We start from the raw sequence: 24,676 nt of genomic DNA on the forward strand, positions 1-24,676 counted from the left end.
GCGGGTTACTCGCCCATCCCGGCCGCACCCGCGCCGCCGTCGGTGCCGGAGAGCGGGGCCAAGGGCGGGAGGCCAGCATCACGCTGGGGGACCGCTGCCAGGGCGGCGGCACCCTCGTTGTCCATCGCCACATACTCGTCGGCCGCGGCGGCGAGCTTTGTCGAGTCGGCGGTCATCCGTGTGCGCATCGCGGCAGCCGCTGCGCTGGCGCCGGTGTTGACAGTGTTGGAGGCAGCGCCGCTGGACTGCCACCGAGGCACCGCCGTTGTCGGCAAAGCCGGTGTGACATGACCAGACAGCACTGAACAGCGCTGCGCCAGCGCGCGAAGGCTGACCGGGGAGACCCGCAACACGGGAGTGGTCATGGGCAGAGCGTATAAGTGAACCGCGGTTTGCGAAATTCACTGGGAACCGGAAGCGTCGAACCCGATACAGGCCTGGTAGATGGGTGCCCCCGGCAGGATTCGAACCTGCGGCCTTCTGCTCCGGAGGCAGACGCTCTATCCCCTGAGCTACGGGGGCGCTCGCGTGATGCGGCGCCATGTGGGCTTTGACAGACTAGCGCATCAATGGCCGGACTTAAGAACCGGACGGATTCGGGGCCTGACCACGTCAGACCATAGGATGGGGCCTCGTGACCCCCGCCGATCTGGCCGAATTGCTCAAGAACACCGCCGCAGCGGTGCTGGCCGAGCACGACCTGGACACCGCCGCGCTGCCCGCGACGGTGACAGTCGAGCGGCCGCGCAACCCCGAACACGGTGATTACGCCACCAACCTGGCGCTGCAGCTGGGCAAGAAGGTGGGTGTCAACCCGCGTGAGCTGGCCGAGTGGCTGGCCGAAGCACTGGCGCAGGCCGACGGGATCGCCGCGGCCGAGATCGCCGGGCCGGGCTTTGTGAACCTGCGTATCGAGGCTTCCGCGCAGGGTGCCGTGGTCGCCAACGTCATCGCCGCCGCAGAGAACTACGGCCACTCCCGCGAGTTCGACGGTCTCAACGTCAACCTGGAGTTCGTCTCGGCCAACCCCACCGGCCCCATCCACATCGGTGGCACCCGCTGGGCCGCGGTCGGCGACGCGCTGGGCCGGCTGCTGAGCACCCAGGGTGCCGCGGTCACCCGCGAGTACTACTTCAACGACCACGGCGCCCAGATCGACCGGTTCGCCAACTCGCTGATCGCCGCCGCCAAGGGCGAGCCCGCCCCCGAAGACGGCTACGCCGGCGCCTACATCACCGATATCGCGGCCCAAATCCAGGTCAAGGCCCCCGACGCCCTGACCAGTCCGGACGCGCAAGAGACATTCCGCGAGATCGGCGTCGACCTGATGTTCACCCACATCAAGAAGTCGCTGCACGAGTTCGGCACCGACTTCGACGTCTTCACCCACGAAGACTCGATGCACACCTCCGGCCGCGTCGAGCAGGCCATCGAGCGGCTGCGCGCCAACGACAACATCTACGAAAAAGACGGCGCCACCTGGCTGCGCACCAGCGCCTACGGCGACGACAAGGACCGCGTCGTCATCAAGAGCGACGGCAAGCCCGCCTACATCGCCGGCGACTTGGCCTACTACCTGGACAAGCGCGAGCGTGGCTTCAACCTGTGCATCTACATGCTCGGCGCCGACCACCACGGCTACATCGCCCGGCTCAAGGCCGCCGCCGCCGCATTCGGGGACGACCCGGCCACCGTCGAGGTGCTGATCGGCCAGATGGTCAATCTGGTCCGTGACGGCCAGCCGGTCAAGATGAGCAAGCGTGCCGGCACCGTCATCACCCTCGACGATCTGGTCGAGGCCATCGGCGTGGACGCCGCCCGCTACAGCCTGACCCGTTCCTCGGTGGACACTCCCATCGACATCGACCTGGCGCTGTGGTCCTCGGCGAGCAACGAAAACCCGGTCTACTACGTGCAATACGCGCACGCGCGGCTCTCGGCGCTGGCCCGCAACGCCGCCGAACTGGGCCTGGCACCCGACACCGCCAACCTCGGGCTGCTCAGCCACGACAAGGAAGGCGCGCTGATCCGCAACCTCGGGGAGTTCCCGCGGGTGCTGGAAACCGCTGCCGCACTGCGGGAACCGCACCGGGTCTGCCGCTACCTCGAAGACCTGGCCGGCGATTACCACCGGTTCTACGACAGCTGCCGAGTGCTGCCCCAAGGCGACGAGGATCCGGGTGATCTGCACGCGGCGCGGCTGGCGCTGTGTCAGGCCACTCGCCAGGTGATCGCCAACGGGCTGGGCATCCTCGGCGTGAGCGCACCGGAGCGGATGTGAACGTCCACCCCGCGGGCCCCCGCCACGCCGAAGAGATCCAGCACGACGGTCTGCCACCGCGGCCGCAGACTCCGCAGCAGCTGCTGCAGTTGGCGCCGAACGTCTGGCCGCGCAACACTGTTCGCGGCGAAGACGGCGTCACCCAGATCGCCGGGGTGAAGGTGACCGACCTGGCCGCCGAGTTCGGCACCCCGCTGTTCGTCATCGACGAGGACGACTTCCGGGGCCGTTGCCGCGAGATCGCCGAGGCGTTCGGCGGGGGCGACAACGTGCACTACGCCGCCAAGGCGTTCCTGTGCGGCGAGATCGCGCGCTGGATCGACCAGGAGGGCCTGTGCCTGGATGTCGCCACCGGAGGCGAGCTGGCCGTCGCGTTGCACGCTAACTTCCCCGCGCAGCGAATCACCTTGCACGGCAACAACAAATCCGTCGAAGAACTCGAGACCGCGGTCAACGCCGGAGTCGGCCACATCGTGCTCGACTCACTGATCGAGATCGACCGCCTTGAAGCGGTCGCCAAGGCTGCCGGGACCATCCAGGACGTGCTGGTCCGCGTCACCGTCGGTGTGGAAGCCCACACCCACGAGTTCATCTCGACCGCCCACGAAGACCAGAAGTTCGGCCTGTCGCTGGCCAGCGGTGCGGCGATGGACGCCATCAGAAAGGTGTTCGCCACCGAGCACCTGCGGTTGATCGGCCTGCACAGCCACATCGGCTCGCAGATCTTCGACGTCGCCGGCTTCGAGTTGGCCGCCCACCGGGTCATCGGGCTGCTGCGGGACGTGGTCGCCGAATTCGGTGTCGACAAGACCGCGCAGCTCTCGGTCATCGACCTGGGCGGGGGACTGGGCATCTCGTATCAGCCGCAGGATGACCCGCCGCCGATGGCCGAGCTGGCCGCCAAACTCGCCGCGATCGTGCGCGACGAGTCCGACGCGGTGGGCCTGCCCACCCCGCAGCTGGTCGTCGAACCCGGTCGGGCCATCGCCGGGCCGGGCACCATCACGCTCTATGAGGTCGGCACCGTCAAGGACGTCGCCGTCAGCGCCACCGGACATCGCCGCTACGTCAGCGTCGACGGCGGCATGAGCGACAACATCCGTCCGGCGCTGTATGACGCGCACTACGACGTGCGGCTGGTCTCGCGCGGCCTACCGGGCCTCGGAGAAGCAGGAGCGTTGCCGGAGCTGGGGCGCATCGTCGGCAAGCACTGCGAGAGCGGCGACATCATCGTCCGTGACGCCTGGGTGCCCGAAGGCATGGTTCCCGGCGACCTGATCGCAGTGGCCGCTACCGGCGCCTACTGTTACTCGATGTCGAGCAGGTACAACCTGCTCACCCGCCCGGCGGTGGTGGCGGTACGTGACGGGAAGGCCCGCCTTATGCTGCGCCGGGAGACCGTCGAAGACCTGATCAGCCTGGAGGTGGGGTAAAAAGTGTCCGGTTCACAGGTGTCCGGGGGCCCCGTAGGGGTGGCAGTCCTCGGCTTGGGCAATGTCGGCAGCGAAGTCGTCCGCATTCTTGAGGCCAGCGCTGATGATCTGGCCGCCCGCATCGGCGCACCGCTGGTATTGCGCGGGGTCGGAGTTCGCCGGGTGGCGGCCGACCGCGGCGTGCCCGAGGAGCTGCTCACCGACGACATCGACAGCCTGGTGGCGCGCAGCGACGTCGACATCGTCGTGGAACTGATGGGCCCGGTCGAGCCGGCCCGCAAGGCGATCCTGTCGGCGATCGCGCACGGCAAATCCGTCGTCACGGCCAACAAGGCCCTGCTGTCGCGGTCTACCGGGGAGCTGGCCGAGGCCGCCGAGAACGCGCGCGTGGACCTCTATTTCGAGGCCAGTGTCGCCGGCGCCATCCCGGTGATCCGGCCGCTGACTCAGTCGCTGGCCGGTGACACCGTCTTGCGGGTGGCCGGCATCGTCAACGGCACCACCAACTACATCCTGTCCGAAATGGACTCCACCGGCGCCGACTACAACTCCGCGCTGGCCGACGCCAGTGCGCTGGGCTACGCCGAGGCCGACCCGACCGCCGACGTGGAGGGCTACGACGCCGCCGCCAAGGCCGCGATCCTGGCATCGATCGCCTTCCACACTCGGGTGACCGCCGACGACGTCTACCGCGAGGGCATCACCAGCATCAGTCCGGCGGACTTCACCACGGCCCGGGCATTGGGCTGCACGATCAAACTGCTGGCGATCTGCGAGCGCATCACCACCGCCGATGGGCAACAGCGGGTTTCGGCCCGGGTCTACCCGGCGCTGGTGCCGTTGACCCATCCGCTGGCCACGGTCAACGGGGCCTTCAACGCGGTGGTGGTCGAAGCCGAGGCGGCCGGCCGGCTGATGTTCTATGGCCAGGGTGCCGGTGGCGCGCCGACCGCATCCGCGGTCACCGGTGATCTGGTGATGGCCGCCCGCAACCGGGTGCAGGGCGGCCGCGGGCCGCGTGAATCCAAGTACGCCCAGCTGGCCATCGCACCGATCGGTGACGTGCAGACCCGCTACTACGTGAGCATGGATGTCGCCGACAAGCCGGGTGTGCTGTCCACGGTGGCAGCCGAGTTCGCCGCCCACGGCGTCAGCATCGCCGAGGTGCGCCAGGAGGGTGTGGCCGACGACGACGGCCAGCTGATCGGCGCTCGGATCGTTGTGGTCACCCACCGAGCTGCCGACGCAGCATTGTCGAAAACCGTTGCGGCGCTGGCTGACCTGGACGCAGTCCAGCGGATCGCCAGCGTGCTACGACTGGAAGGAACAGACCAGTGAGCTCCACCCGGACACCGATCCACCGCCCCTGGCCCGGCCTGATCGGCGCCTACCGCGATCGGCTTCCCATCGGCGACGACTGGACGGCCATCACCCTGCACGAGGGCGGCACCCCGCTGATCCACGCCAAGCGGATCTCCGAGCAGACCGGCTGCACGGTGCACCTGAAGGTGGAGGGGCTCAACCCCACCGGATCGTTCAAGGACCGCGGTATGACGATGGCGGTCACCGATGCGGTCGCGCGCGGCCAAAAGGCGGTGCTGTGCGCTTCGACCGGCAACACCTCGGCATCGGCGGCCGCCTACGCCGCCCGCGCCGGCATCACCTGTGCCGTGCTGATCCCGCAGGGCAAGATCGCGATGGGCAAGCTCGCGCAGGCAGTCATGCACGGCGCCAAGATCATTCAGATCGACGGCAACTTCGACGACTGCCTGGAATTGGCCCGCAAGATGGCCACCGACTTCCCGACCATCTCGCTGGTGAACTCGGTGAACCCGGTACGCATCGAAGGCCAGAAGACCGCGGCCTTCGAGATCGTCGACGCACTGGGCACCGCGCCCGACATCCACTCGCTGCCGGTCGGCAACGCCGGCAACATCACCGCGTACTGGAAGGGCTACCGCGAGTACTTCGCCGACGGCCTGACCGAGAAGCTGCCGAAGATGCTGGGCACCCAGGCTGCCGGGGCCGCACCGCTGGTGCTCGGTGAACCGGTCAAGAACCCGGAGACCATCGCCACCGCGATCCGCATCGGCTCGCCGGCCTCCTGGACGCAGGCCGTCGAAGCGCAGGTGGATTCGGGTGGCCGGTTCCTGGCCGCCACCGACGACGAGATCCTGGCCGCCTATCACCTGGTGGCGCAGACCGAGGGCGTGTTCGTCGAACCGGCCTCGGCGGCCAGCATCGCCGGGCTGCTCAAATCGGTGGAGGACGGCTGGGTGCCGCGCGGTTCGACCGTGGTGTGCACGGTGACCGGCAACGGGCTCAAAGACCCCGACACCGCGCTGAAGGACATGCCCGAGGTGACCGCGGTTCCCGTCGACGCGGCCACTGTGGTCGCCGAATTGGGGCTGGCCTAGTGGTTCAGTTGTTGCCGACCGGGTTGGCGGCCAGCGTCGCGGTAGCGGCGTCGAGCGCCAACCTGGGCCCCGGCTTCGACAGCCTGGGCCTGGCGCTGGGCCTCTACGACGAGGTGATCGTCGAGACGGTCGAGTCCGGTCTGGTGGTGCAGGTCGAGGGGGAGGGCGCCGGTCAGGTTCCACTCACCTCGGATCACCTTGTGGTGCAAGGAATCCTGCGCGGCATGCGTGAGGTTGGTGTCGAGGCGCCCGGCATGGTGGTGCGTTGCCGCAATGCGATCCCGCATCAGCGCGGCCTGGGCTCGTCGGCGGCCGCGGTGGTCGGCGGGCTGGCCGTAGTCAATGGCCTTGTCGCGCAAATCGATCGGCCCGGCCTGTCCGAAACACAACTGATCCAGCTGGCCTCGGAGTTCGAAGGCCACCCCGACAACGCTGCAGCAGCCGTACTGGGCGGTGCAGTGGTTTCGTGGACAGCAGAAGCAGCCGACGACCACGTGGACTATGCGGCGGCGCCGCTGCGGCTGCACCCCGACATCCGTCTGTTCCCGGCGATCCCGCAACTGCGCTCGTCGACTGCCGAGACCCGGGCTTTGCTGCCCGAGCAGGTCAGCCACCGCGATGCCCGGTTCAATGTCAGCCGGGCCGCGCTGCTGGTGGTGGCGCTGACCGAGCGGCCCGACCTGCTGCTGACGGCCACCGAGGACGTGTTGCACCAGCCGCAGCGCGGCGCCGCGCAGCCGGAGTCGGCGGCATTCCTGCAGTTGCTGCGTCGGCATGGCATCGCGGCCGTGCTTTCCGGTGCTGGACCTGCGGTGATCGCGCTGACGACAGCGGCCCAGCTGCCCGCTGCGGTGCTCGAGTCGCCGGAGGCGCGTGTGTTCAACGTCACCGAGATGCCGGTCGGTGCCGCGGTGAAGTGGAACTCCGGGGTGGCGGTACCGGGGTGAGGCGCGCAGCAGGTATCTGTTGCGTCAACCACAGAAGCGGGCTATTCTCGGTCCCGTCCCGCATTCGCGGCATCAGCACCTGTTTTCAGAATGTGATGTCAACCGGGATGCCACCAAATTCTTCCCGTAGCTGACGGTTTGTGTTACGACGCCGTCGATACGGGCTACACCGTTACACAGTCGACGGTGACACGCACTCGGCGAGTCCGCTGAATGCAACCAAGCCCCTCGCGTGAGAAAACCGACGAGGGAAGAAAGGAAATCCGTGACCGAAACGGACCTCTTCACGGCTGAAGGCAGCACCGACCAGGATTCGTTGCCGAACGCTCCCAGTACTCCCGAGAACAGCCAGGACGTAGCCGCCGGCGGTAGTGACGCCGCGCCGTCCGCCCCGGAGACTGCCTCGGCGCCGGCCGCCACCGAGTCCGCTCCCGCTTCGGCGCCCGACCGCGGTGCCGCCCCCACCGATGACTCGCTGTCGGCGATGGTGTTGCCCGAGCTGAGGGCGCTGGCCAACCGCGTGGGCGTCAAGGGCTCCTCCGGGATGCGCAAGAGCGAACTGATCGCCGCCATCCGTGAGGTCGGCGGCAACGGCGGCGGGGACGCGGCCAAGTCCCAGCCCGCCACCGAACTGTCGGCCAACGGCGCGGCCAACACTGCACAGACGCCCCCGGCCAACGAAGCGGATGCCCCCGCGGCACCGCCGCGACGCGAGCGCCGTGGCGCCAGCCGTGCGACCGGCTCACCCGCTGCCAATGGCGGCGAGGCCGACAAGCCGGCAGAGCAGGACAAGCCCGCCGAGGCCGAGGCCCAGGGTGAGTCGCGCAAGCAGGGCCGCAACGACGACAAGGCCGAGCAGTCCGGTGGTCGGCGTGAGCGCGAGGGCGCCAAGACCGACGCCAAGGCCGATGAAGGCGCGCAGTCCAAGAACGACGACCACGGCGGCGACCAGTCCAACCGCGGCGGTGGCGACGACGACGAGGGACGCGGTGGCCGGCGCGGCCGGCGCTTCCGGGACCGGCGCCGTCGTGGCGAGCGTGGCGGCGAAGGCGGCGCTGCCGGCGGCGAAGCCGAACTGCGCGAGGACGACGTGGTCCAGCCGGTCGCCGGCATCCTCGACGTGCTCGACAACTACGCGTTCGTGCGCACCTCGGGCTACCTGGCCGGACCCAACGACGTCTACGTCTCGATGAACATGGTCCGCAAGAACGGGCTGCGCCGCGGCGACGCGGTGACCGGTGCCGTGCGGGTGCCCCGCGATGGTGACCAGCCCAACCAGCGGCAGAAGTTCAACCCGCTGGTGCGGCTCGACTCGGTCAACGGCGGGCCTGTCGAGGACGCCCGCAAGCGTCCCGAGTTCTCCAAGCTGACCCCGCTGTACCCCAACCAGCGGTTGCGGCTGGAGACGTCGGGGGAGAAGCTGACCACCCGCGTCATCGACCTGATCATGCCGATCGGCAAGGGGCAGCGCGCCCTGATCGTGTCTCCGCCCAAGGCCGGTAAGACCACGATCATGCAGGACATCGCCAACGCGATCACCCGCAACAACCCCGAGTGCCACCTGATGGTGGTGCTGGTCGACGAGCGTCCCGAAGAAGTCACCGACATGCAGCGCTCGGTCAAGGGTGAGGTGATCGCCTCCACCTTCGACCGGCCGCCGTCAGACCACACCCAGGCCGCCGAGCTGGCTATCGAGCGGGCCAAGCGCCTGGTCGAGCAGGGCAAGGACGTCGTCGTGCTGCTGGACTCGATCACCCGGTTGGGTCGCGCCTACAACAACGCCTCCCCGGCGTCGGGCCGCATCCTGTCCGGTGGTGTGGACTCCACCGCGCTGTACCCGCCCAAGCGGTTCCTGGGCGCGGCCCGCAACATCGAGGACGGTGGCTCGCTGACCATCATCGCCACCGCGATGGTGGAGACCGGCTCCACCGGTGACACGGTGATCTTCGAGGAGTTCAAGGGCACCGGTAACGCCGAGCTCAAGCTGGACCGCAAGATCGCCGAGCGCCGGGTGTTCCCGGCCGTCGACGTCAACCCGTCCGGCACCCGCAAGGACGAGCTGCTGCTCTCGCCGGACGAGTTCGCGATTGTGCACAAGCTGCGTCGACTGTTGTCGGGCCTGGATTCGCATCAGGCCATCGACCTGTTGATGAGTCAGCTGCGCAAGACCAAGAACAACTACGAGTTCCTGGTGCAGGTGTCCAAGACCACCCCGGGAATGGACAACGACTGATCGGGCTGTCCACCTGCTGAAATTGCAGTCAGGGCTGTGATCGCCACCCGATCACAACCCTCGCTGCAGTCTCAGCGGGGTACCGAGACCCCGCTGACCGCAGGAATAGCGGGGAGCCTCCCGGCGTTTTGGGAGCCGACAGCGCAGCTGGCATAATCGAACACCTCAGGTTCCGGTTCACGTCCGCCCCGCAGGGCGGGCGACCCGGCGGCCGACGATCGAAGAGGACATCATGAAAACTGGCATTCACCCCGCCTACGGCGAGACCACCGTGGTCTGCGGTTGTGGCAACACCTTCACGACCCGCAGCACCAAGGAGAGCGGCCACATCGTGGTCGAGGTCTGCTCGCAGTGCCACCCGTTCTACACCGGCAAGCAGAAGATCCTGGACAGCGGCGGCCGGGTCGCGCGCTTCGAGAAGCGCTACGGCAAGCGCAACGCCGGTGCCGCAGCAGCGGCAGCCGACGACAAGTAGCTCCCTCACCGACGCCCGGAACGTGCCAGCACGTCATCCGGGCGTCGGCTTGCGTTCGGGGATGGAGGTGAGATGACCCAGAGCATTCAGGGGATCGACGCCCTGCTGGCCGAGCATGCCGCCCTGGAAACGCAGCTGTCGGATCCCGAACTGCACAACGATCCGGCCGAGGCGCGACGAGCCGGTCGGCGCTTCGCCCAACTGGCGCCCATCATCGTCACCCACCGCAAGCTCGAGTCGGCTCGCGGCGACCTCGAGGCCGCCCGGGAACTGGCCGCCGACGACGCGTCGTTCGCCGCCGAGATACCGGAGCTTGAGGCGCGCGTCGCCGAACTCGACACCGCGCTCACCGACATGCTGGCGCCCCGCGACCCGCACGACGCCGACGACATCGTGCTCGAGGTCAAATCCGGCGAAGGCGGCGAGGAATCGGCGTTGTTCGCCGCCGACCTGGCCCGGATGTACATCCGCTACGCGGAACGCCAGGGCTGGAAGGTGACGGTCCTCGACGAGACCACGTCCGACCTCGGCGGCTACAAGGACGCCACCCTCACCATCGCGAGCAAGGGCGACAGCGCCGACGGCGTGTGGTCGCGGATGAAGTTCGAAGGCGGTGTGCACCGCGTGCAACGGGTGCCGGTGACCGAGTCGCAGGGCCGCGTCCACACCTCGGCGGCCGGCGTACTGGTCTACCCCGAGCCCGAAGAGGTCGGCGAGGTCGCCATCGATGAGTCGGACCTGCGCATCGACGTCTACCGGTCCTCGGGCAAGGGCGGCCAGGGCGTCAACACCACCGACTCCGCGGTGCGTATCACCCACCTGCCGACCGGGATCGTCGTCACCTGCCAGAACGAGCGGTCGCAGCTGCAGAACAAGGCCCGTGCTTTGCAGGTTTTGGCGGCCCGGCTGCAGGCGGTGGCCGAGGAGCAGGCCCAGGCGGATGCCTCGGCCGATCGGGCCAGCCAGATCCGCACCGTGGACCGCAGCGAGCGCATCCGCACCTACAACTTCCCGGAGAACCGGATCACCGACCACCGCATCGGCTACAAGGCGCACAACCTCGACCAGGTCCTCGACGGGGATCTCGATCCGATGTTCGATGCGCTGGCAGCCGCCGATAAGGAAACCCGGTTACAGGGGACGGCGTGAGCCGCATACGGGACGCGATCGACTCCGCTGCAGCGCTTTTCGCTGATGCCGGGATTGACTCCGCCCGCTATGACGCGGAAGAGCTCGCCGCCCATGCGGCCGGCACTGACCGCGGCCGGCTGGCGCTGCTGGATCCACCCGACGACGAGTTCTTCAGCCGCTACCGGGAATTGGTTGCCGCACGCAGTTCTCGGATCCCGCTGCAGCACCTGATCGGCACCGCTGCCTTCGGCTCGGTCCTGTTGCAGGTAGGTCCGGGGGTGTTCATCCCGCGGCCGGAAACCGAAGCCCTGCTCGACTGGGTGCTGAAACGGGCTGCGGCTCAACCGCTCGGTCCGCAGCCGGTGATCGTCGACGCCTGCACCGGTTCCGGTGCGCTGGCGATCGCGTTGTCCCGCAGCTTTCCCGGCGCCCGTGTCGTCGCGGTCGAGGATTCGGAATCGGCGCTGGGCTACGCACAGCGCAACTGCGCCGGAACGTCGGTGGAGCTGATCCACGCCGATGTGACCACGCCGGGATTGCTCTCGGAGCTCGACGGTCAAGTAGACCTGATGGTGAGCAACCCGCCCTACATCCCCGACGGTGCGGCGCTGGATCCCGAAGTGGCCCACCATGATCCGGAGCACGCGCTGTTCGGCGGCCCGGACGGTATGTCGGTGATCACCCCGCTGGCCCACCTCGCAGCGCGACTGCTGCGGCCGGATGGAGTGTTCGCCGTCGAACATGACGACACCACGCCGACGGCCACCGTCCACACTGTGTTCGGCACCGGCTTTTTTGACGAGGTAGTTTCCCGGCCCGACCTGACTGGGCGGCTCCGGTTCGTGACGGCGATCAGGAACGATCAACCATGACAGAGGTTTTCGACTGCTCCGATGCCGACCAGCGTGTGGCCGGAATCGCGGCGGCGATCGACGCGGTGCGCGGTGGTCGCCTGGTGGTGCTGCCGACCGACACGGTCTATGGCATCGGTGCCGACGCCTTCAACGCCGCCGGGGTCACCGCGCTGCTGGCGGCCAAACGGCGCGGCCGCGACATGCCGGTGGGCGTGCTGGTGGGATCGTGGAACTCCATCGACGGGTTGGCCCTGATCGTGCCGCAGACCGCCCGTGAACTGATCCGCGCCTTCTGGCCCGGTGCGCTCAGCCTGATCGTCACCCAGGCCCCGTCGCTGCAGTGGGACCTCGGCGAAGCCCGCGGCACGGTCATGGTGCGCATGCCGCTGCATCCGGTGGCACTGGAGGTCCTCAAGGCGGTGGGCCCGATGGCGGTGTCCAGCGCCAACGTCTCCGGTGGATCGCCCGCCGTCGAGGCCGGCGAAGCGCAAAGTCAGCTGGGAGAGTCCGTCGACGTCTACCTCGACGCCGGGCCGGCCGAACAGGGTGCGGCCTCGACGATCGTGGATCTCACCGGCCCCGCACCGCGGATCGTGCGGACCGGCCCGGTCTCCGCCGAACAGATCGGTGCCGTGCTGGGGCTGGATCCGGACTCGCTGACGGGGACACCGTGACCAGCCTGCTGGCTTTGGCCGACCGCGGCGCCGGCGTGCCGCTGCGAGAACTCGCTCTGGTGGGCCTGACCGCGGCCATCATCACCTACTTCACCACCGGGCCCGTCCGCTGGATGGCCACCCGGATCGGGGCGGTCGCCTACCCGCGCGAACGCGACGTCCACGTGCAGCCCACACCGCGAATGGGCGGACTGGCGATGTACGTCGGCGTCGTGGCGGGCATCTTCCTGGCCTCGCAGCTGCCGGCCCTGACCCGCGGCTTCGTCTACTCCACCGGCATGCCGGCGGTGGTGCTGGCCGGCGGCGTCATCATGGGAATCGGTCTGCTCGACGACAAGTGGGGCCTGGACGCCCTGACCAAGTTCGCCGGCCAGATCACCGCGGCCAGCGTGCTCGTCACCATGGGTGTGGCCTGGAGCGTGCTCTACATCCCGATCGGCGGCGTCGGCACCGTGGTGCTCGACCAGGTGTCGTCGATCCTGCTGACGCTGGCGTTGACGGTCTCGATCGTCAACGCGATGAACTTCGTCGACGGCCTCGACGGGCTGGCTGCCGGCCTGGGGCTGATCACCGCCCTGGCGATCTGCATGTTCTCGGTCGGCGTGCTGCAGGACCACGGTGGTGACGTGCTGTTCTACCCGCCCGCGTTGATCTCGGTGGTCTTGGCCGGGGCTTGTTTGGGTTTCCTGCCACACAATTTCAGCCCCGCGAAGATCTTCATGGGCGACTCCGGCTCGATGCTGATCGGGCTGATGCTGGCCGCGGCGTCCACCACCGCAGCCGGGCCGATCTCGCAGACCGCCTACGGCGCGCGGGACGTCTTCGCGCTGCTGTCGCCGTTCCTGTTGGTGGCGGCCGTGATGTGCGTCCCGGCGCTGGACGTGCTGCTGGCGATCATCCGTCGTACTCGCGCCGGGCTCAGCCCGTTCAGCCCGGACAAGATGCACCTGCACCACCGGCTGCTGCAGATCGGTCACTCCGATCGCCGGGTGGTGCTGCTGATCTACTTGTGGACGGCGATCGTCGCATTCGGGGCCGCCAGCACCATCTTCTTCGACCCGCGCTACACCGGGGCGGTGATGTTGGCTGCCATGCTCATCGCGATTGTCGTTACGCTCATCCCGTTACTACGCCGGGGAGGCGCCTCGGAAGACGACCCCTACGACACGCGGTAGTAGCACCGTCTAAGATGGTGTTGTAGGTGGTTCCACAGTGCGTTCGGGCATCCGATACGCTCGGCGGGCGACTGCACGATCGCGACGCAGGGCAGATTCAGATTGGGGTGAGGCGGTGACGACACCAGCGCAGGATGCGCCGTTGGTGTTGCCGTCGGTGGTGTTCCAGCCGATCCGGCTGTCACTGATCTGTGTCGCTCTGACCGCTGCCGCTGTCGCTGCGGCTGCCCAATTCGGCCGACCGCTCTTCGGAGTGTTCTTCGGGCTGGGTCTGGCGCTCGGCCTGGGCAACGCACTGCTGATTCGCCGGTCGGCGCTGAAGATCACCGCCTCCGACCATCCGCTGAAGAAGAAGATGGCGCTGAATTCGGCGACTCGTTTGCTGGTCATCAGCGTGATCGGCTTGGCTATCGCCTACCAGTTCCGTCCAGAGGGCCTCGGCGCACTGTTCGGATTGGCCCTGTTCGAGGTAGTGCTGGTGCTGACCACCATGCTGCCAGTGGTAAAAAAGCTCCGCGCGCAAGCGGCAGAGTCCGGCGCTGAAGGGACGAAAAATGACTGAGTCGATCCTGGCTGAGGGGGCCATCGAGGTCGGCCACCACGAGACCGCGGTATGGCCGCTGGTCGGCGAGGTCAACATCGACACCATCACCTCCACCGCGATCGCAGCGGTGATCGTGATCGCCCTGGCGCTCTTCCTGCGCGCCAAGGTCACCTCGACCGGGGTTCCCAGCGGCGTGCAGCTGTTCTTCGAGGCGATCACCATCCAGATGCGCAACCAGATCGAGGGTGCCATCGGGATGAAGATCGCCCCGTTCGTTCTGCCGCTGGCGGTGACGATCTTCGTCTTCATCCTGGTCTGTAACTGGCTGTCGGTGCTGCCGGTGCAGTACGCCGACGAGCACGGCATCCATGAGCTGATTACCTCTGCCGCCGGCGACATCAACTTCGTGCTGGCGCTGGCGCTCTTCGTGTTCTGCGGCTACCACCTGGCCGGATTCTGGCGCCGGGGCTTCCTCGGCCACCCGTTGCGGCTGCTCAAGGGCCACGTTGCCGTCCTGGCGCCGATCAACCTGGTCGAAGAGGTCGCCAAGCCGGTCTCGCTGTCGCTGCGTCTGTTCGGCAACATCTTCGCCGGCGGCATCCTGGTCAGCCTGATCGCGTTGCTCGGGCCCTACTTCATGGTCGCGCCGAACGCGATCTGGAAGACCTTCGACCTGTTCGTCGGCCTGATCCAGGCGTTCATCTTCGCGCTGCTGACCATCCTGTACTTCAGTCAGGCCATGGAGCTCGAAGAAGACCACCACTAGTACCACCTGCACGACCACATCAGACCTGGTAGAGCACTACCAGCTAGCAAGGAGGAATGAAATGGCAGATCCCAATCTGATCGGACTTGGTGCCCTCATCGGCGGCGGTCTCATCATGGGCGGCGGTGCCATCGGCGCCGGTATCGGTGACGGTATCGCCGGTAACGCGCTGATCGCCGGTATCGCCCGTCAGCCCGAAGCTCAGGGTCGCCTGTTCACCCCGTTCTTCATCACGGTTGGTCTGGTCGAAGCGGCCTACTTCATCAACCTGGCCTTCATGGCGTTGTTCGTCTTCGCCACCCCGATCGCCGCACAGCAGTAACGCACAAGATGGGTGACATGAGCGTTGCTGTCCTCGCCTTGAGCGAGGCGGCTGAGGAAGGCCCGAAGAAGAGCTTCCTCATTCCCGACGGCACCTTCTTCGTCGTGCTCGCGATCTTCCTGATCGTGCTCGCCGTGATCAGTACCTTCGTGGTGCCGCCGATCATGAAGGTGCTGCGGGAGCGCGAGAACATGGTCACCAAGACTCTCGCCGACAATCGGGAGTCCGCCGAGCAGTTCGCGGCCGCCGATGCCGACTATGAGAAGCAGATGGCGGCGGCGCGCCTTGAGGCAAGCACGGCACGGGACGAAGCTCGCGCCGAGGGCCGCAAGGTGATCGACGAGCAGCGGTCGGCGGCCGAGGCGGAGGTGGCCTCGACATTGCAGGCCGCCACCGACAAGCTCAAGCAAGAAGGCGATGCGGTGAGTGAGCAGCTGCAGGCCCGGGTGGAGACACTGTCTGCCACCTTGGCCAGCCGGATCCTCGGCGTTGACGTCGAGGCACTTTCCGCGGCGAGTACGGGGCGGTAGCAACAGAGATGTCGATTTTCATCGGGCAGCTGGTCGGCTTTGCCATCATCGTGTGGCTGCTGGTCAAGTTCGTCGTGCCACCGGTGCGCAAGTTGATGGCCGACCAGCAGGAGTCGGTGCGCAAGCAGCTGGAGGAGGCGGCAGCAGCCGCCGCTCGTCTGACCGAAGCCGGTCAGGCGCACTCCACGGCACTGGCCAACGCCGCGACCGAAGCGCAGCAGGTCACCGCGGAGGCCCGCTCGGACGCCGAGCGGATCGCCGAGCAACTGCGCAGCCAGGCCAGTGCCGAAGCCGAGCGCGTGAAGACCACCGGCGGACAGCAGGTCGGTCTCCTGCGGGCGCAACTCATCCGTGAGCTGCGGTCAGGCTTAGGCGCCGAAGCTGTGCAGCGGGCGGGCGACCTGGTTCGCGCGCACGTCGCCGACCCGCAGCGGCAGTCCGCGACGGTGGACCGGTTCCTCGACGAACTCGACGCCATGGCGCCGAAGTCCGTCGAGGTCGAATCGCCGATCTTGGTCCGGATGCGTTCGGCCAGCCGTCAGGCGCTGGCCGGTTTGCTGGACAAGTTCGGCGAGGTGGCCGGTGGCCTGGACCAGCAGGGCTTGGCCGCGCTGGCAGATGACCTGACCGCCGTCGCCGAACTGCTCGAACGCGAGAGCGTGGTCACGCGGCACCTGACCGTGCCCACCGACGACGCGGCACCGAAGGTGCGTCTGGTTCAGCGCCTGTTCGCCGACAAGGTCGGTGCCGCCGCCCTGACGCTGGTGACCGACGCGGCGTCGGCCCGCTGGTCCAACGGCGCGGACCTGGTCACCGCCGTCGAGCACGTCGCCCGGCAGGCACTGCTGCTGTCGGCGGAGAGTGCCGGCACCGTCGACGAGGTGGAGGACCAGCTGTTCCGGTTCTCCCGCGTGCTGGACGCCCAGCCCCGGCTGGACATCCTGCTCGGCGACACCGCGACTCCGGCCGCTGGCCGGGTCGGGTTGTTGCGCAACGTCATCGGTAGTGGCAGCGGTGCCAACCCGATCGCGGTGGCGCTGCTCGAGCAGACCGTACGGCTGCTGCGTGGCCAGTCCGCACATCAGGCGATCACCGAGCTTGCTCAGATCGCAGTGGCACGTCGTGGCGAGCTGGTGGCACACGTCGGAGCGGCCGCGGAGCTCAGCGACACCCAGCGCACCCGGCTGAATACGGTGCTGAGCCGGATCTACAGCCACCCGGTCCGCGTGCAGGTCGGTGTCGACCCGGCACTGCTGGGCGGGCTGACGATCTCGGTCGGTGACGAGGTGATCGACGGCACGCTGTCGTCGCGTCTCGCCGCAGCCAAGACGCAATTGCCCGACTGATCAAGACCGACCCGGACCTACCAGGTCTCAGAGCCCAATACCCATTCGAAGGCAGGAAGACGAAAAGCCATGGCAGAGTTGACAATCTCCTCTGACGACATTCAGGGGGCGATCGAGGAGTACGTGACCTCCTTCAGCGCCGACACCGCGCGCGAGGAGGTCGGCACCGTCATCGACGCCGGCGACGGCATCGCACACGTCGAGGGCCTTCCTTCGGTGATGACCCAGGAGCTCCTCGAGTTCCCCGGCGGGGTGTTGGGCGTGGCCCTGAACCTCGACGAGCACAACGTCGGTGCGGTCATCTTGGGCAACTTCGAGAACATCGAAGAGGGCCAGCAGGTCAAGCGGACCGGTGAGGTGCTCTCGGTGCCGGTCGGCGACGGCTTCCTCGGTCGGGTCGTCAACCCGTTGGGACAGCCGATCGACGCCCGCGGCGAGATCGAAGCCGAGACCCGTCGTCCGCTGGAGATGCAGGCCCCCTCGGTGGTTCAGCGTCAGAGCGTCAGCGAGCCGCTGCAGACCGGTATCAAGGCCGTCGACGCCATGACCCCGATCGGCCGCGGCCAGCGTCAGCTGGTCATCGGCGACCGCAAGACCGGCAAGACCGCCCTCTGTGTGGACACCATCCTCAACCAGCGCAAGAACTGGGAGACGGGCGACCCGAACCAGCAGGTTCGCTGCGTGTACGTCGCGATCGGCCAGAAGGGCACCACCATCGCCAGCGTGCGTCGCGCGCTGGAAGAGGGCGGCGCCATGGACTACACCACGATCGTCGCCGCGCCCGCCTCGGACTCCGCCGGCTTCAAGTGGCTGGCCCCCTACACCGGCTCGGCGATCGCCCAGCACTGGATGTACTCGGGCAAGCACGTGCTGATCGTGTTCGACGACCTGACCAAGCAGGCCGAGGCCTACCGCGCCATCTCGCTGCTGCTGCGCCGCCCGCCGGGCCGCGAGGCATACCCGGGTGACGTGTTCTACCTGCACTCGCGTCTGCTGGAGCGTTGCGCGAAGCTCTCCGACGAGCTGGGTGGCGGTTCGCTGACCGGTCTGCCGATCATCGAGACCAAGGCCAACGACATCTCGGCCTACATCCCGACCAACGTCATCTCGATCACCGACGGCCAGTGCTTCCTGGAGAGCGACCTGTTCAACCAGGGTGTTCGGCCGGCCATCAACGTCGGTGTCTCGGTGTCCCGGGTCGGTGGCGCCGCGCAGATCAAGGCGATGAAGGAGGTGGCCGGCTCGCTGCGTCTGGACCTGTCGCAGTACCGCGAGCTGGAGGCCTTCGCCGCGTTCGCCTCCGACCTGGACGCCACCTCGAAGGCGCAGCTGGAGCGTGGTGCACGCCTGGTCGAGCTGCTTAAGCAGCCGCAGTACGCACCACTGCCCGTCGAGGAGCAGGTGGTCTCGATCTTCCTGGGTACCGAAGGCCACCTGGACTCGGTGCCGGTCGAGGACGTGGGCCGCTTCGAATCCGAGCTGCTGGACCACATCCGGGCCTCGGAGAACGACCTCCTCACCGGGATCCGCGAGTCCAAGAAGCTCTCCGACGAGGCCAGCGAGAAGCTGGTTGCCGTGATCAACCAGTTCAAGAAGGGCTTCGCCGCCTCGGACGGCAGCTCGGTGGTTCCCGACGAGCACGTTGAAGCGCTCGACGAGGACAAGCTCGGCAAGGAAGCGGTGCAGGTCCGCAAGGCCGCGCCGGTGAAGAAGAAGTAACGCCGCTATGGCAGCCACACTTCGCGAACTACGCGGGCGAATCCGCTCAGCCGGGTCGATCAAGAAGATCACCAAGGCCCAGGAGCTGATCGCCACCTCGCGTATCGGCCGGGCGCAGAACCGGCTGGAAACGGCTCGGCCGTACGCCGACGAGATCACCCGGCTGCTCACCACGTTGGCCGCCGAGGCGGCCCTGGACCACCCGCTGCTGGTCGAGCGCAGCGAGCCCAGGCGGGCGGGAGTCCTGGTGGTGTCGTCCGACCGTGGTCTGTGTGGCGGCTACAACGCCAACGTCTTCCGCCGGGCAGAGGAACTGTTCTCTCTGCTCCGCTCGGAGGGCAAGGACCCGGTGCTCTACGTCGTCGGCCGCAAGGCGCTGGCCTACTACTCGTTCCGGAACTGGGTGGTCACCGACTCCTGGACCGGATTCTCCGAGCAACCGACGTACGAGAACGCGGCCACGATCGCCTCGACCCTGGTTGAGGCATTCCTGGCCGGCGCCGACGACGACGGCGACCACCCGGGCACCGACGGTGTCCTGGGCGTCGACGAACTGCACATCGTGTCGACCGACTTCCGCTCGATGCTGTCGCAGTCGGCCGAAGCGCGTCGGATCGCCCCGATGCTGGTGGAATACGTCGGACCAGAAGATCCCGGCGTCCGGACCTTATACTCCTTCGAGCCGGACGCCACCCCGCTGTTCGACTCGCTGCTGCCGCGGTATCTGACCACCCGCGTGTATGCCGCGCTGCTCGACTCGGCGGCCTCGGAGCTGGCTTCGCGCCAGCGCGCGATGAAGTCGGCGACCGACAACGCCGACGACTTGATCAAAGCGTTGACCCTTGAGGCCAACCGCGAGCGCCAGGCTCAGATCACCCAGGAAATCAGCGAAATCGTCGGCGGTGCGAATGCCCTCGCCGACGCCTCTCGGTAAGCCCCCCGGTAAGTACTAGGAAGCGAAGAAGATAATGACTGTTACCGCTGACAAGACAACCGCCGGCCGCGTGGTGCGCGTAACCGGCCCCGTCGTCGACGTCGAGTTCCCCCGGGGCGCGGTGCCCGAGCTGTTCAACGCTCTGCACGCGGAGATCTCCTTCTCGGAGTTGGCCAAGACGTTGACCCTGGAGGTCGCCCAGCACCTGGGTGACAACCTAGTCCGCACCATTTCGATGCAGCCCACGGACGGCCTGGTGCGTGGCACCGAGGTCACCGACACCGGTGCCGCGATCTCGGTGCCGGTGGGTCACGACGTCAAGGGCCACGTGTTCAACGCCCTCGGGCAGTGCCTCGACAAGCCGGGCTACGGCGAAGACTTCGAGCACTGGGGCATCCACCGGAAGCCCCCGGCCTTCAACGAGCTGGAACCGCGCACCGAGATGCTCGAGACCGGCCTGAAGGTCGTCGACCTGCTCACCCCCTACGTGCGTGGCGGCAAGATCGCCCTGTTCGGTGGCGCCGGCGTGGGCAAGACCGTGCTCATCCAGGAGATGATCAACCGTATCGCCCGTAACTTCGGTGGCACCTCGGTGTTCGCCGGCGTGGGCGAGCGCACCCGTGAGGGCAACGACCTGTGGGTCGAGCTCGAGGACGCCAACGTGCTCAAGGACACCGCCTTGGTGTTCGGCCAGATGGACGAGCCGCCGGGCACTCGTATGCGCGTCGCGCTGTCGGCCCTGACCATGGCCGAGTGGTTCCGCGACGAGGCGGGCCAGGACGTGCTGCTGTTCATCGACAACATCTTCCGGTTCACCCAGGCCGGCTCCGAGGTCTCGACCCTGCTGGGCCGCATGCCTTCGGCCGTGGGTTACCAGCCCACGCTGGCCGACGAGATGGGTGAGCTGCAGGAGCGGATCACCTCGACCCGTGGTCGGTCCATCACCTCGATGCAGGCCGTCTACGTGCCCGCCGACGACTACACCGACCCGGCGCCGGCGACGACGTTCGCGCACTTGGATGCCACCACCGAGCTGTCCCGTGCGGTGTTCTCCAAGGGCATCTTCCCGGCGGTGGACCCGCTGGCCTCCAGCTCGACCATTCTGGACCCGGCCATCGTCGGTGAAGACCACTACCGGGTCGCCCAGGAGGTCATCCGGGTCCTGCAGCGTTACAAGGACCTGCAGGACATCATCGCCATCCTCGGTATCGACGAGCTGTCCGAAGAGGACAAGCAGCTGGTCGGCCGGGCACGGCGTATCGAGCGGTTCTTGAGCCAGAACATGATGGCCGCCGAGCAGTTCACCGGTCAGCCCGGCTCGACGGTGCCGCTGAAGGAGACCATCGAGGCCTTCGACCGGCTGACCAAGGGTGACTTCGACCACCTGCCCGAGCAGGCGTTCTTCCTGATCGGTGGCCTCGACGACCTGGCCAAGAAGGCCGAGAGCCTGGGCGCCAAGCTGTGACCCGGAATCCGGTGATGACGAAAGGCGGTGGGTAATGGCAGAGCTAGATGTCGACATCGTCGCGGTCGATCGCAAGGTGTGGTCCGGCAAGGCCACCTTCATCTTCACCCGGACCACCGTCGGTGAGATCGGTATCCTTCCGGGGCACATCCCGGTGGTTGCCGAGCTCGTTGACGACGCCATGGTGCGGGTCGACCGGGTCGAAGAGGACGAGCTGCGGCTCGCCGTGCACGGCGGCTTCCTGTCGGTGACCGAAGAGGGTGTCAGCATCCTGGCTGAGGCCGTCGACTTCACCTCAGAGATCGACGAGGCGTCCGCACGGCACGAAGCCCAGTCCAGCGACCCCAAGATGGCTGCACGGGGACGGGCCAGGCTGCGTGCCCTGGGTGTGATCGACTAAAAAGGCGTGAACCGATGAGCACGCCCATGATCTATATGGTCGTGCTCGTCGCCGTTCTCCTAGGCGCGGTTGTCGCGCTGAGCTATCGGCTGTGGAAGCTGCGGCAAGGCGGTACCGCCGCCATCATGCGCGACCTTCCGGCCGTGGGCGGCCATGGCTGGCGTCATGGCGTGGTCCGCTATCGGGGCGGTGAAGCGGCTTTCTACCGTCTTTCCAGCTTGCGGCTGTGGCCGGATCGTCGGCTCAGTCGACGCGGTGTGGACGTGGTGGCGCGCCGCGCCCCCCGGGGCGATGAATTCGACATCATGACCGACGAGATCGTGGTGCTCGAACTCTGCGATGTCACCCAGGAGCGTCGGGCCGGCTTCGAGATAGCGCTGGACCGCGGCGCGCGGACCGCCTTCCTGTCCTGGCTGGAGGCGCGCCCGTCGCCGCGGGCCCGGCGTCGGAGCTACTGACCAAGCGAACGTTATTGGTGCCGATTACTTTTCGGGACCGTCGGTGCGTTCGCCGCCTGGCTTCCAGAGCACGTCGCCGTCGGTATTGGCCACTCGGCACAACACAAACATCAAGTCCGACAACCGATTCAGATACTTCGCCGGCAGCACCGACACGCCGTCCGGGTAGGCGTCGAGTGCCGCCCAGGCCGAGCGCTCGGCCCGGCGCACCGCGGTTCGAGCCACGTGCAGCAGTGCCGAGAGCGGTGAGCCGCCCGGCAGGATGAACGAGTTGAGCGGGGCGAGCTGTTCGTTGTATTCGTCACACCACGCCTCCACCCGGTCGACGTACTCGGCGGTGATCCGCAGCGGCGGGTACTTCGGGTTCTCGGCGACCGGTGTGGCCAGATCCGCGCCCGCGTCGAACAGGTCGTTCTGGATGCGCAGCAGCGTGGCGCTCACCGCCTCGGCGGGTTGGCCGAGCGCAATCGCGACACCGATCGCGGCGTTGGCCTCCTCGACATCGGCGTAGGCCACCAGCCGGGGATCCGTCTTGGGTACGCGAGAAAAATCGCTCAGGCCGGTCGTTCCGTCGTCGCCGGTACGGGTGTAAACGCGAGTGATGTGCACTGCCATAGCCCAAACCGTACCGGGGGAGCGAACCGGTGCCATCCTCGCTTCGGCCGAAGCCCGGATTGGTCGGGACAGGGCTCGCGTCGTCACTACACTGACGCGAGTGGGTGAGCGTTTCGTGGTTACCGGGGGTAACCGATTGTCCGGTGAAGTCGCCGTCGGTGGCGCTAAGAACAGCGTCCTGAAGCTGATGGCGGCGGCCTTGCTGGCGGAGGGCACCAGCACCATCACCAACTGCCCGGACATTCTGGACGTGCCCCTGATGGCCGAGGTGCTGCGCGGGCTGGGCGCCAATGTCGAACTCGACGGCACCACGGTGCGTATCACCTCGCCCGACGAACCCAAGTACGACGCGGACTTCGCCGCGGTGCGCCAGTTCCGGGCGTCGGTCTGTGTGCTGGGACCCCTGGTGGGCCGGTGTCTGAAGGCGAAGGTCGCACTACCGGGCGGTGACGCGATCGGCTCGCGCCCGCTCGACATGCACCAGGCCGGCCTGCGACAACTGGGAGCCACCTGCAATATCGAGCACGGTTGCGTGGTGGCGCACGCCGAGAAGCTGCGCGGCGCCGAGATCCAGCTGGAGTTCCCGTCGGTGGGCGCCACCGAGAACATCTTGATGGCAGCGGTGCTGGCCGAAGGTGTCACGACCATCCACAACGCGGCGCGCGAACCCGATGTCGCCGATCTCTGCACGATGCTCAACCAGATGGGCGCCCAGATCGAAGGTGCCGGCTCCCCAACGTTGAAGATCACCGGGGTGCCGCGGCTGCACCCCACCGAACACGAAGTGATCGGCGACCGGATCGTGGCCGCGACCTGGGCGATTGCGGCGGTAATGACCCGCGGCGACATCTCCGTCACCGGTGTGGACCCGGCTCACCTACAGCTTGTGCTGCACAAGTTGCACGATGCGGGCGCGACCGTCACCCAATCCGACAACGGATTCCGGGTGGTGCAGTACGAGCGGCCCAAGGCCGTCAACGTGGCGACTTTGCCGTTTCCCGGATTCCCCACCGATCTGCAGCCGATGGCGATCGGCCTCGCAGCGATTGCCGACGGCACGTCGATGATCACCGAGAACGTCTTCGAAGCCCGATTCCGGTTCGTCGAGGAGATGATCCGACTCGGAGCCGATGCGCGTACCGACGGCCACCATGCGGTGGTGCGTGGACTGCCGCAGCTCTCGAGTGCACCCGTTTGGGCCTCCGACATCCGCGCCGGCGCCGGTTTGGTCCTTGCGGGCCTGGTCGCAGACGGTGAGACCGAGGTCCACGACGTCTACCACATCGATCGCGGGTACCCGTTGTTCGTGGAATATCTAGCCGATTTGGGTGCTGAGATAGAACGTGTAATATAGGTCGGGCCGGAGGGACGCGGACCGCGGAACTACCGACAGTCTGGAAGTCCTTCCGGAAGCCCCGAAAATCTCGGAGTTGACTCAACTCCGGAAACCGAGTATAGTGGCGGGGTTGCCTGAAGCCGGGCGGCGTGTTGTTTGAGAACTCAATAGTGTGTTTGGTGGTTTTTGTTTGTTGTTGTTTTTGCCATGCCTTCGGCGCCCCGTGTTGGGGGTGTGGCGTTTTTTTGATGTCAGTTTTTGACTGATGTTTTGGGATTGTTTCCAAATGGTTTTTGTTTGGAGAGTTTGATCCTGGCTCAGGACGAACGCTGGCGGCGTGCTTAACACATGCAAGTCGAACGGAAAGGCCCTTTCGGGGGTACTCGAGTGGCGAACGGGTGAGTAACACGTGGGTGATCTGCCCTGCACTTTGGGATAAGCCTGGGAAACTGGGTCTAATACCGAATAGGACCACGCGCTTCATGGTGTGTGGTGGAAAGCTTTTGCGGTGTGGGATGGGCCCGCGGCCTATCAGCTTGTTGGTGGGGTAATGGCCTACCAAGGCGACGACGGGTAGCCGGCCTGAGAGGGTGTCCGGCCACACTGGGACTGAGATACGGC

The 24,676-nt window shown here is 67.1% G+C and carries 24 protein-coding genes, 1 tRNA gene and 1 rRNA gene; 23 read left to right on the plus strand and 3 right to left on the minus strand.

Features of this window, described 5'->3' with window-relative positions:
• Positions 1-5: 5 nt before the first annotated feature.
• Both EJK91_RS16555 and EJK91_RS16560 read right to left on the minus strand, forming a co-directional pair.
• Positions 6-365 (minus strand): hypothetical protein, encoded by a 360-nt coding sequence (locus tag EJK91_RS16555; RefSeq protein ID WP_125079473.1) that lies wholly within the window; start codon positions 363-365, stop codon positions 6-8.
• Between the two features lie 84 nt (positions 366-449).
• A tRNA-Arg gene (locus EJK91_RS16560) sits at positions 450-522 on the minus strand.
• A gap of 112 nt (positions 523-634) precedes the next feature.
• Here EJK91_RS16560 and argS point away from each other — a divergent pair.
• The 21 genes from argS (at position 635) to EJK91_RS16665 (ending at position 22,104) form a co-directional block, all read left to right on the plus strand.
• Positions 635-2,281, plus strand: coding sequence for an arginine--tRNA ligase (gene argS, locus EJK91_RS16565; RefSeq protein WP_024442327.1), 1,647 nt, complete (start codon positions 635-637; stop codon positions 2,279-2,281).
• A 50-nt stretch (positions 2,282-2,331) separates the two neighbouring features.
• A complete protein-coding gene (gene lysA, locus EJK91_RS16570) occupies positions 2,332-3,714 on the plus strand; it encodes a diaminopimelate decarboxylase (RefSeq protein ID WP_239651229.1) in 1,383 nt (460 codons plus the stop codon).
• Positions 3,715-3,732: 18 nt separating this feature from the next.
• On the plus strand, positions 3,733-5,052 hold the full coding sequence (locus EJK91_RS16575) for a homoserine dehydrogenase (RefSeq protein WP_125079477.1): 1,320 nt from the start codon (positions 3,733-3,735) through the stop codon (positions 5,050-5,052).
• Positions 5,049-6,131, plus strand: coding sequence for a threonine synthase (gene thrC, locus EJK91_RS16580; RefSeq protein ID WP_024442330.1), 1,083 nt, complete (start codon positions 5,049-5,051; stop codon positions 6,129-6,131). The genes EJK91_RS16575 and thrC overlap by 4 nt, the downstream gene beginning before the upstream one ends.
• Positions 6,131-7,078, plus strand: coding sequence for a homoserine kinase (gene thrB / locus EJK91_RS16585; protein ID WP_046301560.1), 948 nt, complete (start codon positions 6,131-6,133; stop codon positions 7,076-7,078). The genes thrC and thrB overlap by 1 nt, the downstream gene beginning before the upstream one ends.
• Positions 7,079-7,343: 265 nt before the next feature.
• Positions 7,344-9,311, plus strand: coding sequence for a transcription termination factor Rho (gene rho, locus EJK91_RS16590; protein ID WP_046301561.1), 1,968 nt, complete (start codon positions 7,344-7,346; stop codon positions 9,309-9,311).
• Between the two features lie 232 nt (positions 9,312-9,543).
• Complete coding sequence (gene rpmE / locus EJK91_RS16595) at positions 9,544-9,786, plus strand: 50S ribosomal protein L31 (protein ID WP_024442333.1); 243 nt, start codon at positions 9,544-9,546, stop codon at positions 9,784-9,786.
• Positions 9,787-9,858: 72 nt separating this feature from the next.
• The gene (gene prfA / locus EJK91_RS16600) at positions 9,859-10,935 is read left to right on the plus strand and encodes a peptide chain release factor 1 (protein WP_024442334.1); all 1,077 of its coding nucleotides are present in this window, start codon (positions 9,859-9,861) and stop codon (positions 10,933-10,935) included.
• Positions 10,932-11,789: a peptide chain release factor N(5)-glutamine methyltransferase gene (gene prmC, locus EJK91_RS16605; RefSeq protein WP_125079474.1), complete on the plus strand. Its 858-nt coding sequence runs from the start codon at positions 10,932-10,934 to the stop codon at positions 11,787-11,789. The genes prfA and prmC overlap by 4 nt, the downstream gene beginning before the upstream one ends.
• Positions 11,786-12,445, plus strand: coding sequence for an L-threonylcarbamoyladenylate synthase (locus EJK91_RS16610; protein WP_046301563.1), 660 nt, complete (start codon positions 11,786-11,788; stop codon positions 12,443-12,445). The genes prmC and EJK91_RS16610 overlap by 4 nt, the downstream gene beginning before the upstream one ends.
• Positions 12,442-13,620: a glycosyltransferase family 4 protein gene (locus tag EJK91_RS16615; RefSeq protein ID WP_046301564.1), complete on the plus strand. Its 1,179-nt coding sequence runs from the start codon at positions 12,442-12,444 to the stop codon at positions 13,618-13,620. Before EJK91_RS16610 ends, EJK91_RS16615 begins: the two co-directional genes overlap by 4 nt.
• Before the next feature lie 115 nt (positions 13,621-13,735).
• Entirely contained in the window at positions 13,736-14,182 is a 447-nt protein-coding gene (locus EJK91_RS16620; RefSeq protein ID WP_024442338.1) for a hypothetical protein, read from the plus strand.
• Positions 14,175-14,930, plus strand: a complete 756-nt coding sequence (atpB, locus tag EJK91_RS16625) for a F0F1 ATP synthase subunit A (RefSeq protein WP_024442339.1) — start codon at positions 14,175-14,177, stop codon at positions 14,928-14,930. The genes EJK91_RS16620 and atpB overlap by 8 nt, the downstream gene beginning before the upstream one ends.
• A gap of 61 nt (positions 14,931-14,991) precedes the next feature.
• Complete coding sequence (locus tag EJK91_RS16630) at positions 14,992-15,252, plus strand: F0F1 ATP synthase subunit C (protein ID WP_019735417.1); 261 nt, start codon at positions 14,992-14,994, stop codon at positions 15,250-15,252.
• Between the two features lie 8 nt (positions 15,253-15,260).
• Positions 15,261-15,782, plus strand: coding sequence for a F0F1 ATP synthase subunit B (locus EJK91_RS16635; protein WP_024442340.1), 522 nt, complete (start codon positions 15,261-15,263; stop codon positions 15,780-15,782).
• An 8-nt stretch (positions 15,783-15,790) separates the two neighbouring features.
• Positions 15,791-17,128: a F0F1 ATP synthase subunit B/delta gene (locus EJK91_RS16640; protein ID WP_024442341.1), complete on the plus strand. Its 1,338-nt coding sequence runs from the start codon at positions 15,791-15,793 to the stop codon at positions 17,126-17,128.
• A gap of 69 nt (positions 17,129-17,197) precedes the next feature.
• Positions 17,198-18,847, plus strand: a complete 1,650-nt coding sequence (gene atpA, locus EJK91_RS16645; protein ID WP_024442342.1) for a F0F1 ATP synthase subunit alpha — start codon at positions 17,198-17,200, stop codon at positions 18,845-18,847.
• A 7-nt stretch (positions 18,848-18,854) separates the two neighbouring features.
• A complete protein-coding gene (locus tag EJK91_RS16650) occupies positions 18,855-19,781 on the plus strand; it encodes a F0F1 ATP synthase subunit gamma (RefSeq protein ID WP_125079475.1) in 927 nt (308 codons plus the stop codon).
• A 34-nt stretch (positions 19,782-19,815) separates the two neighbouring features.
• On the plus strand, positions 19,816-21,246 hold the full coding sequence (atpD, locus tag EJK91_RS16655) for a F0F1 ATP synthase subunit beta (protein ID WP_046302265.1): 1,431 nt from the start codon (positions 19,816-19,818) through the stop codon (positions 21,244-21,246).
• Between the two features lie 34 nt (positions 21,247-21,280).
• Positions 21,281-21,646 (plus strand): F0F1 ATP synthase subunit epsilon, encoded by a 366-nt coding sequence (locus EJK91_RS16660; RefSeq protein WP_024442345.1) that lies wholly within the window; start codon positions 21,281-21,283, stop codon positions 21,644-21,646.
• Between the two features lie 14 nt (positions 21,647-21,660).
• Entirely contained in the window at positions 21,661-22,104 is a 444-nt protein-coding gene (locus tag EJK91_RS16665; protein ID WP_125079476.1) for a DUF2550 domain-containing protein, read from the plus strand.
• A gap of 24 nt (positions 22,105-22,128) precedes the next feature.
• On the opposite strand, the gene EJK91_RS16670 is transcribed toward EJK91_RS16665, so the two are convergent.
• Complete coding sequence (locus EJK91_RS16670; RefSeq protein ID WP_024442347.1) at positions 22,129-22,719, minus strand: cob(I)yrinic acid a,c-diamide adenosyltransferase; 591 nt, start codon at positions 22,717-22,719, stop codon at positions 22,129-22,131.
• A gap of 100 nt (positions 22,720-22,819) precedes the next feature.
• On the opposite strand from EJK91_RS16670, the gene murA reads away from it, so the two are divergent.
• On the plus strand, positions 22,820-24,073 hold the full coding sequence (gene murA, locus EJK91_RS16675) for a UDP-N-acetylglucosamine 1-carboxyvinyltransferase (protein WP_024442348.1): 1,254 nt from the start codon (positions 22,820-22,822) through the stop codon (positions 24,071-24,073).
• Positions 24,074-24,349: 276 nt separating this feature from the next.
• Positions 24,350-24,676 (plus strand): 16S ribosomal RNA (locus EJK91_RS16680); the annotation flags it as partial.

This window comes from Mycobacterium sp. P7213 (genome assembly GCF_900604305.1).
In the GTDB taxonomy this organism is placed as follows: Bacteria; Actinomycetota; Actinomycetes; order Mycobacteriales; family Mycobacteriaceae; genus Mycobacterium.

What these genes read in the sequence shown, in the direction of transcription:
- EJK91_RS16660 (WP_024442345.1), top strand. Translation starts at nt 21,281, where the DNA reads ATGGCAGAGCTAGATGTCGACATCGTCGCGGTCGATCGCAAGGTGTGG.
- rpmE (WP_024442333.1), top strand. Translation starts at nt 9,544, where the DNA reads ATGAAAACTGGCATTCACCCCGCCTACGGCGAGACCACCGTGGTCTGC.
- EJK91_RS16670 (WP_024442347.1), bottom strand. Translation starts at nt 22,719, where the DNA reads ATGGCAGTGCACATCACTCGCGTTTACACCCGTACCGGCGACGACGGA.
- atpD (WP_046302265.1), top strand. Translation starts at nt 19,816, where the DNA reads ATGACTGTTACCGCTGACAAGACAACCGCCGGCCGCGTGGTGCGCGTA.
- EJK91_RS16635 (WP_024442340.1), top strand. Translation starts at nt 15,261, where the DNA reads ATGGGTGACATGAGCGTTGCTGTCCTCGCCTTGAGCGAGGCGGCTGAG.
- EJK91_RS16650 (WP_125079475.1), top strand. Translation starts at nt 18,855, where the DNA reads ATGGCAGCCACACTTCGCGAACTACGCGGGCGAATCCGCTCAGCCGGG.
- EJK91_RS16640 (WP_024442341.1), top strand. Translation starts at nt 15,791, where the DNA reads ATGTCGATTTTCATCGGGCAGCTGGTCGGCTTTGCCATCATCGTGTGG.
- EJK91_RS16630 (WP_019735417.1), top strand. Translation starts at nt 14,992, where the DNA reads ATGGCAGATCCCAATCTGATCGGACTTGGTGCCCTCATCGGCGGCGGT.
- EJK91_RS16555 (WP_125079473.1), bottom strand. Translation starts at nt 365, where the DNA reads ATGACCACTCCCGTGTTGCGGGTCTCCCCGGTCAGCCTTCGCGCGCTG.
- atpB (WP_024442339.1), top strand. Translation starts at nt 14,175, where the DNA reads ATGACTGAGTCGATCCTGGCTGAGGGGGCCATCGAGGTCGGCCACCAC.
- atpA (WP_024442342.1), top strand. Translation starts at nt 17,198, where the DNA reads ATGGCAGAGTTGACAATCTCCTCTGACGACATTCAGGGGGCGATCGAG.
- prfA (WP_024442334.1), top strand. Translation starts at nt 9,859, where the DNA reads ATGACCCAGAGCATTCAGGGGATCGACGCCCTGCTGGCCGAGCATGCC.
- EJK91_RS16665 (WP_125079476.1), top strand. Translation starts at nt 21,661, where the DNA reads ATGAGCACGCCCATGATCTATATGGTCGTGCTCGTCGCCGTTCTCCTA.
- EJK91_RS16610 (WP_046301563.1), top strand. Translation starts at nt 11,786, where the DNA reads ATGACAGAGGTTTTCGACTGCTCCGATGCCGACCAGCGTGTGGCCGGA.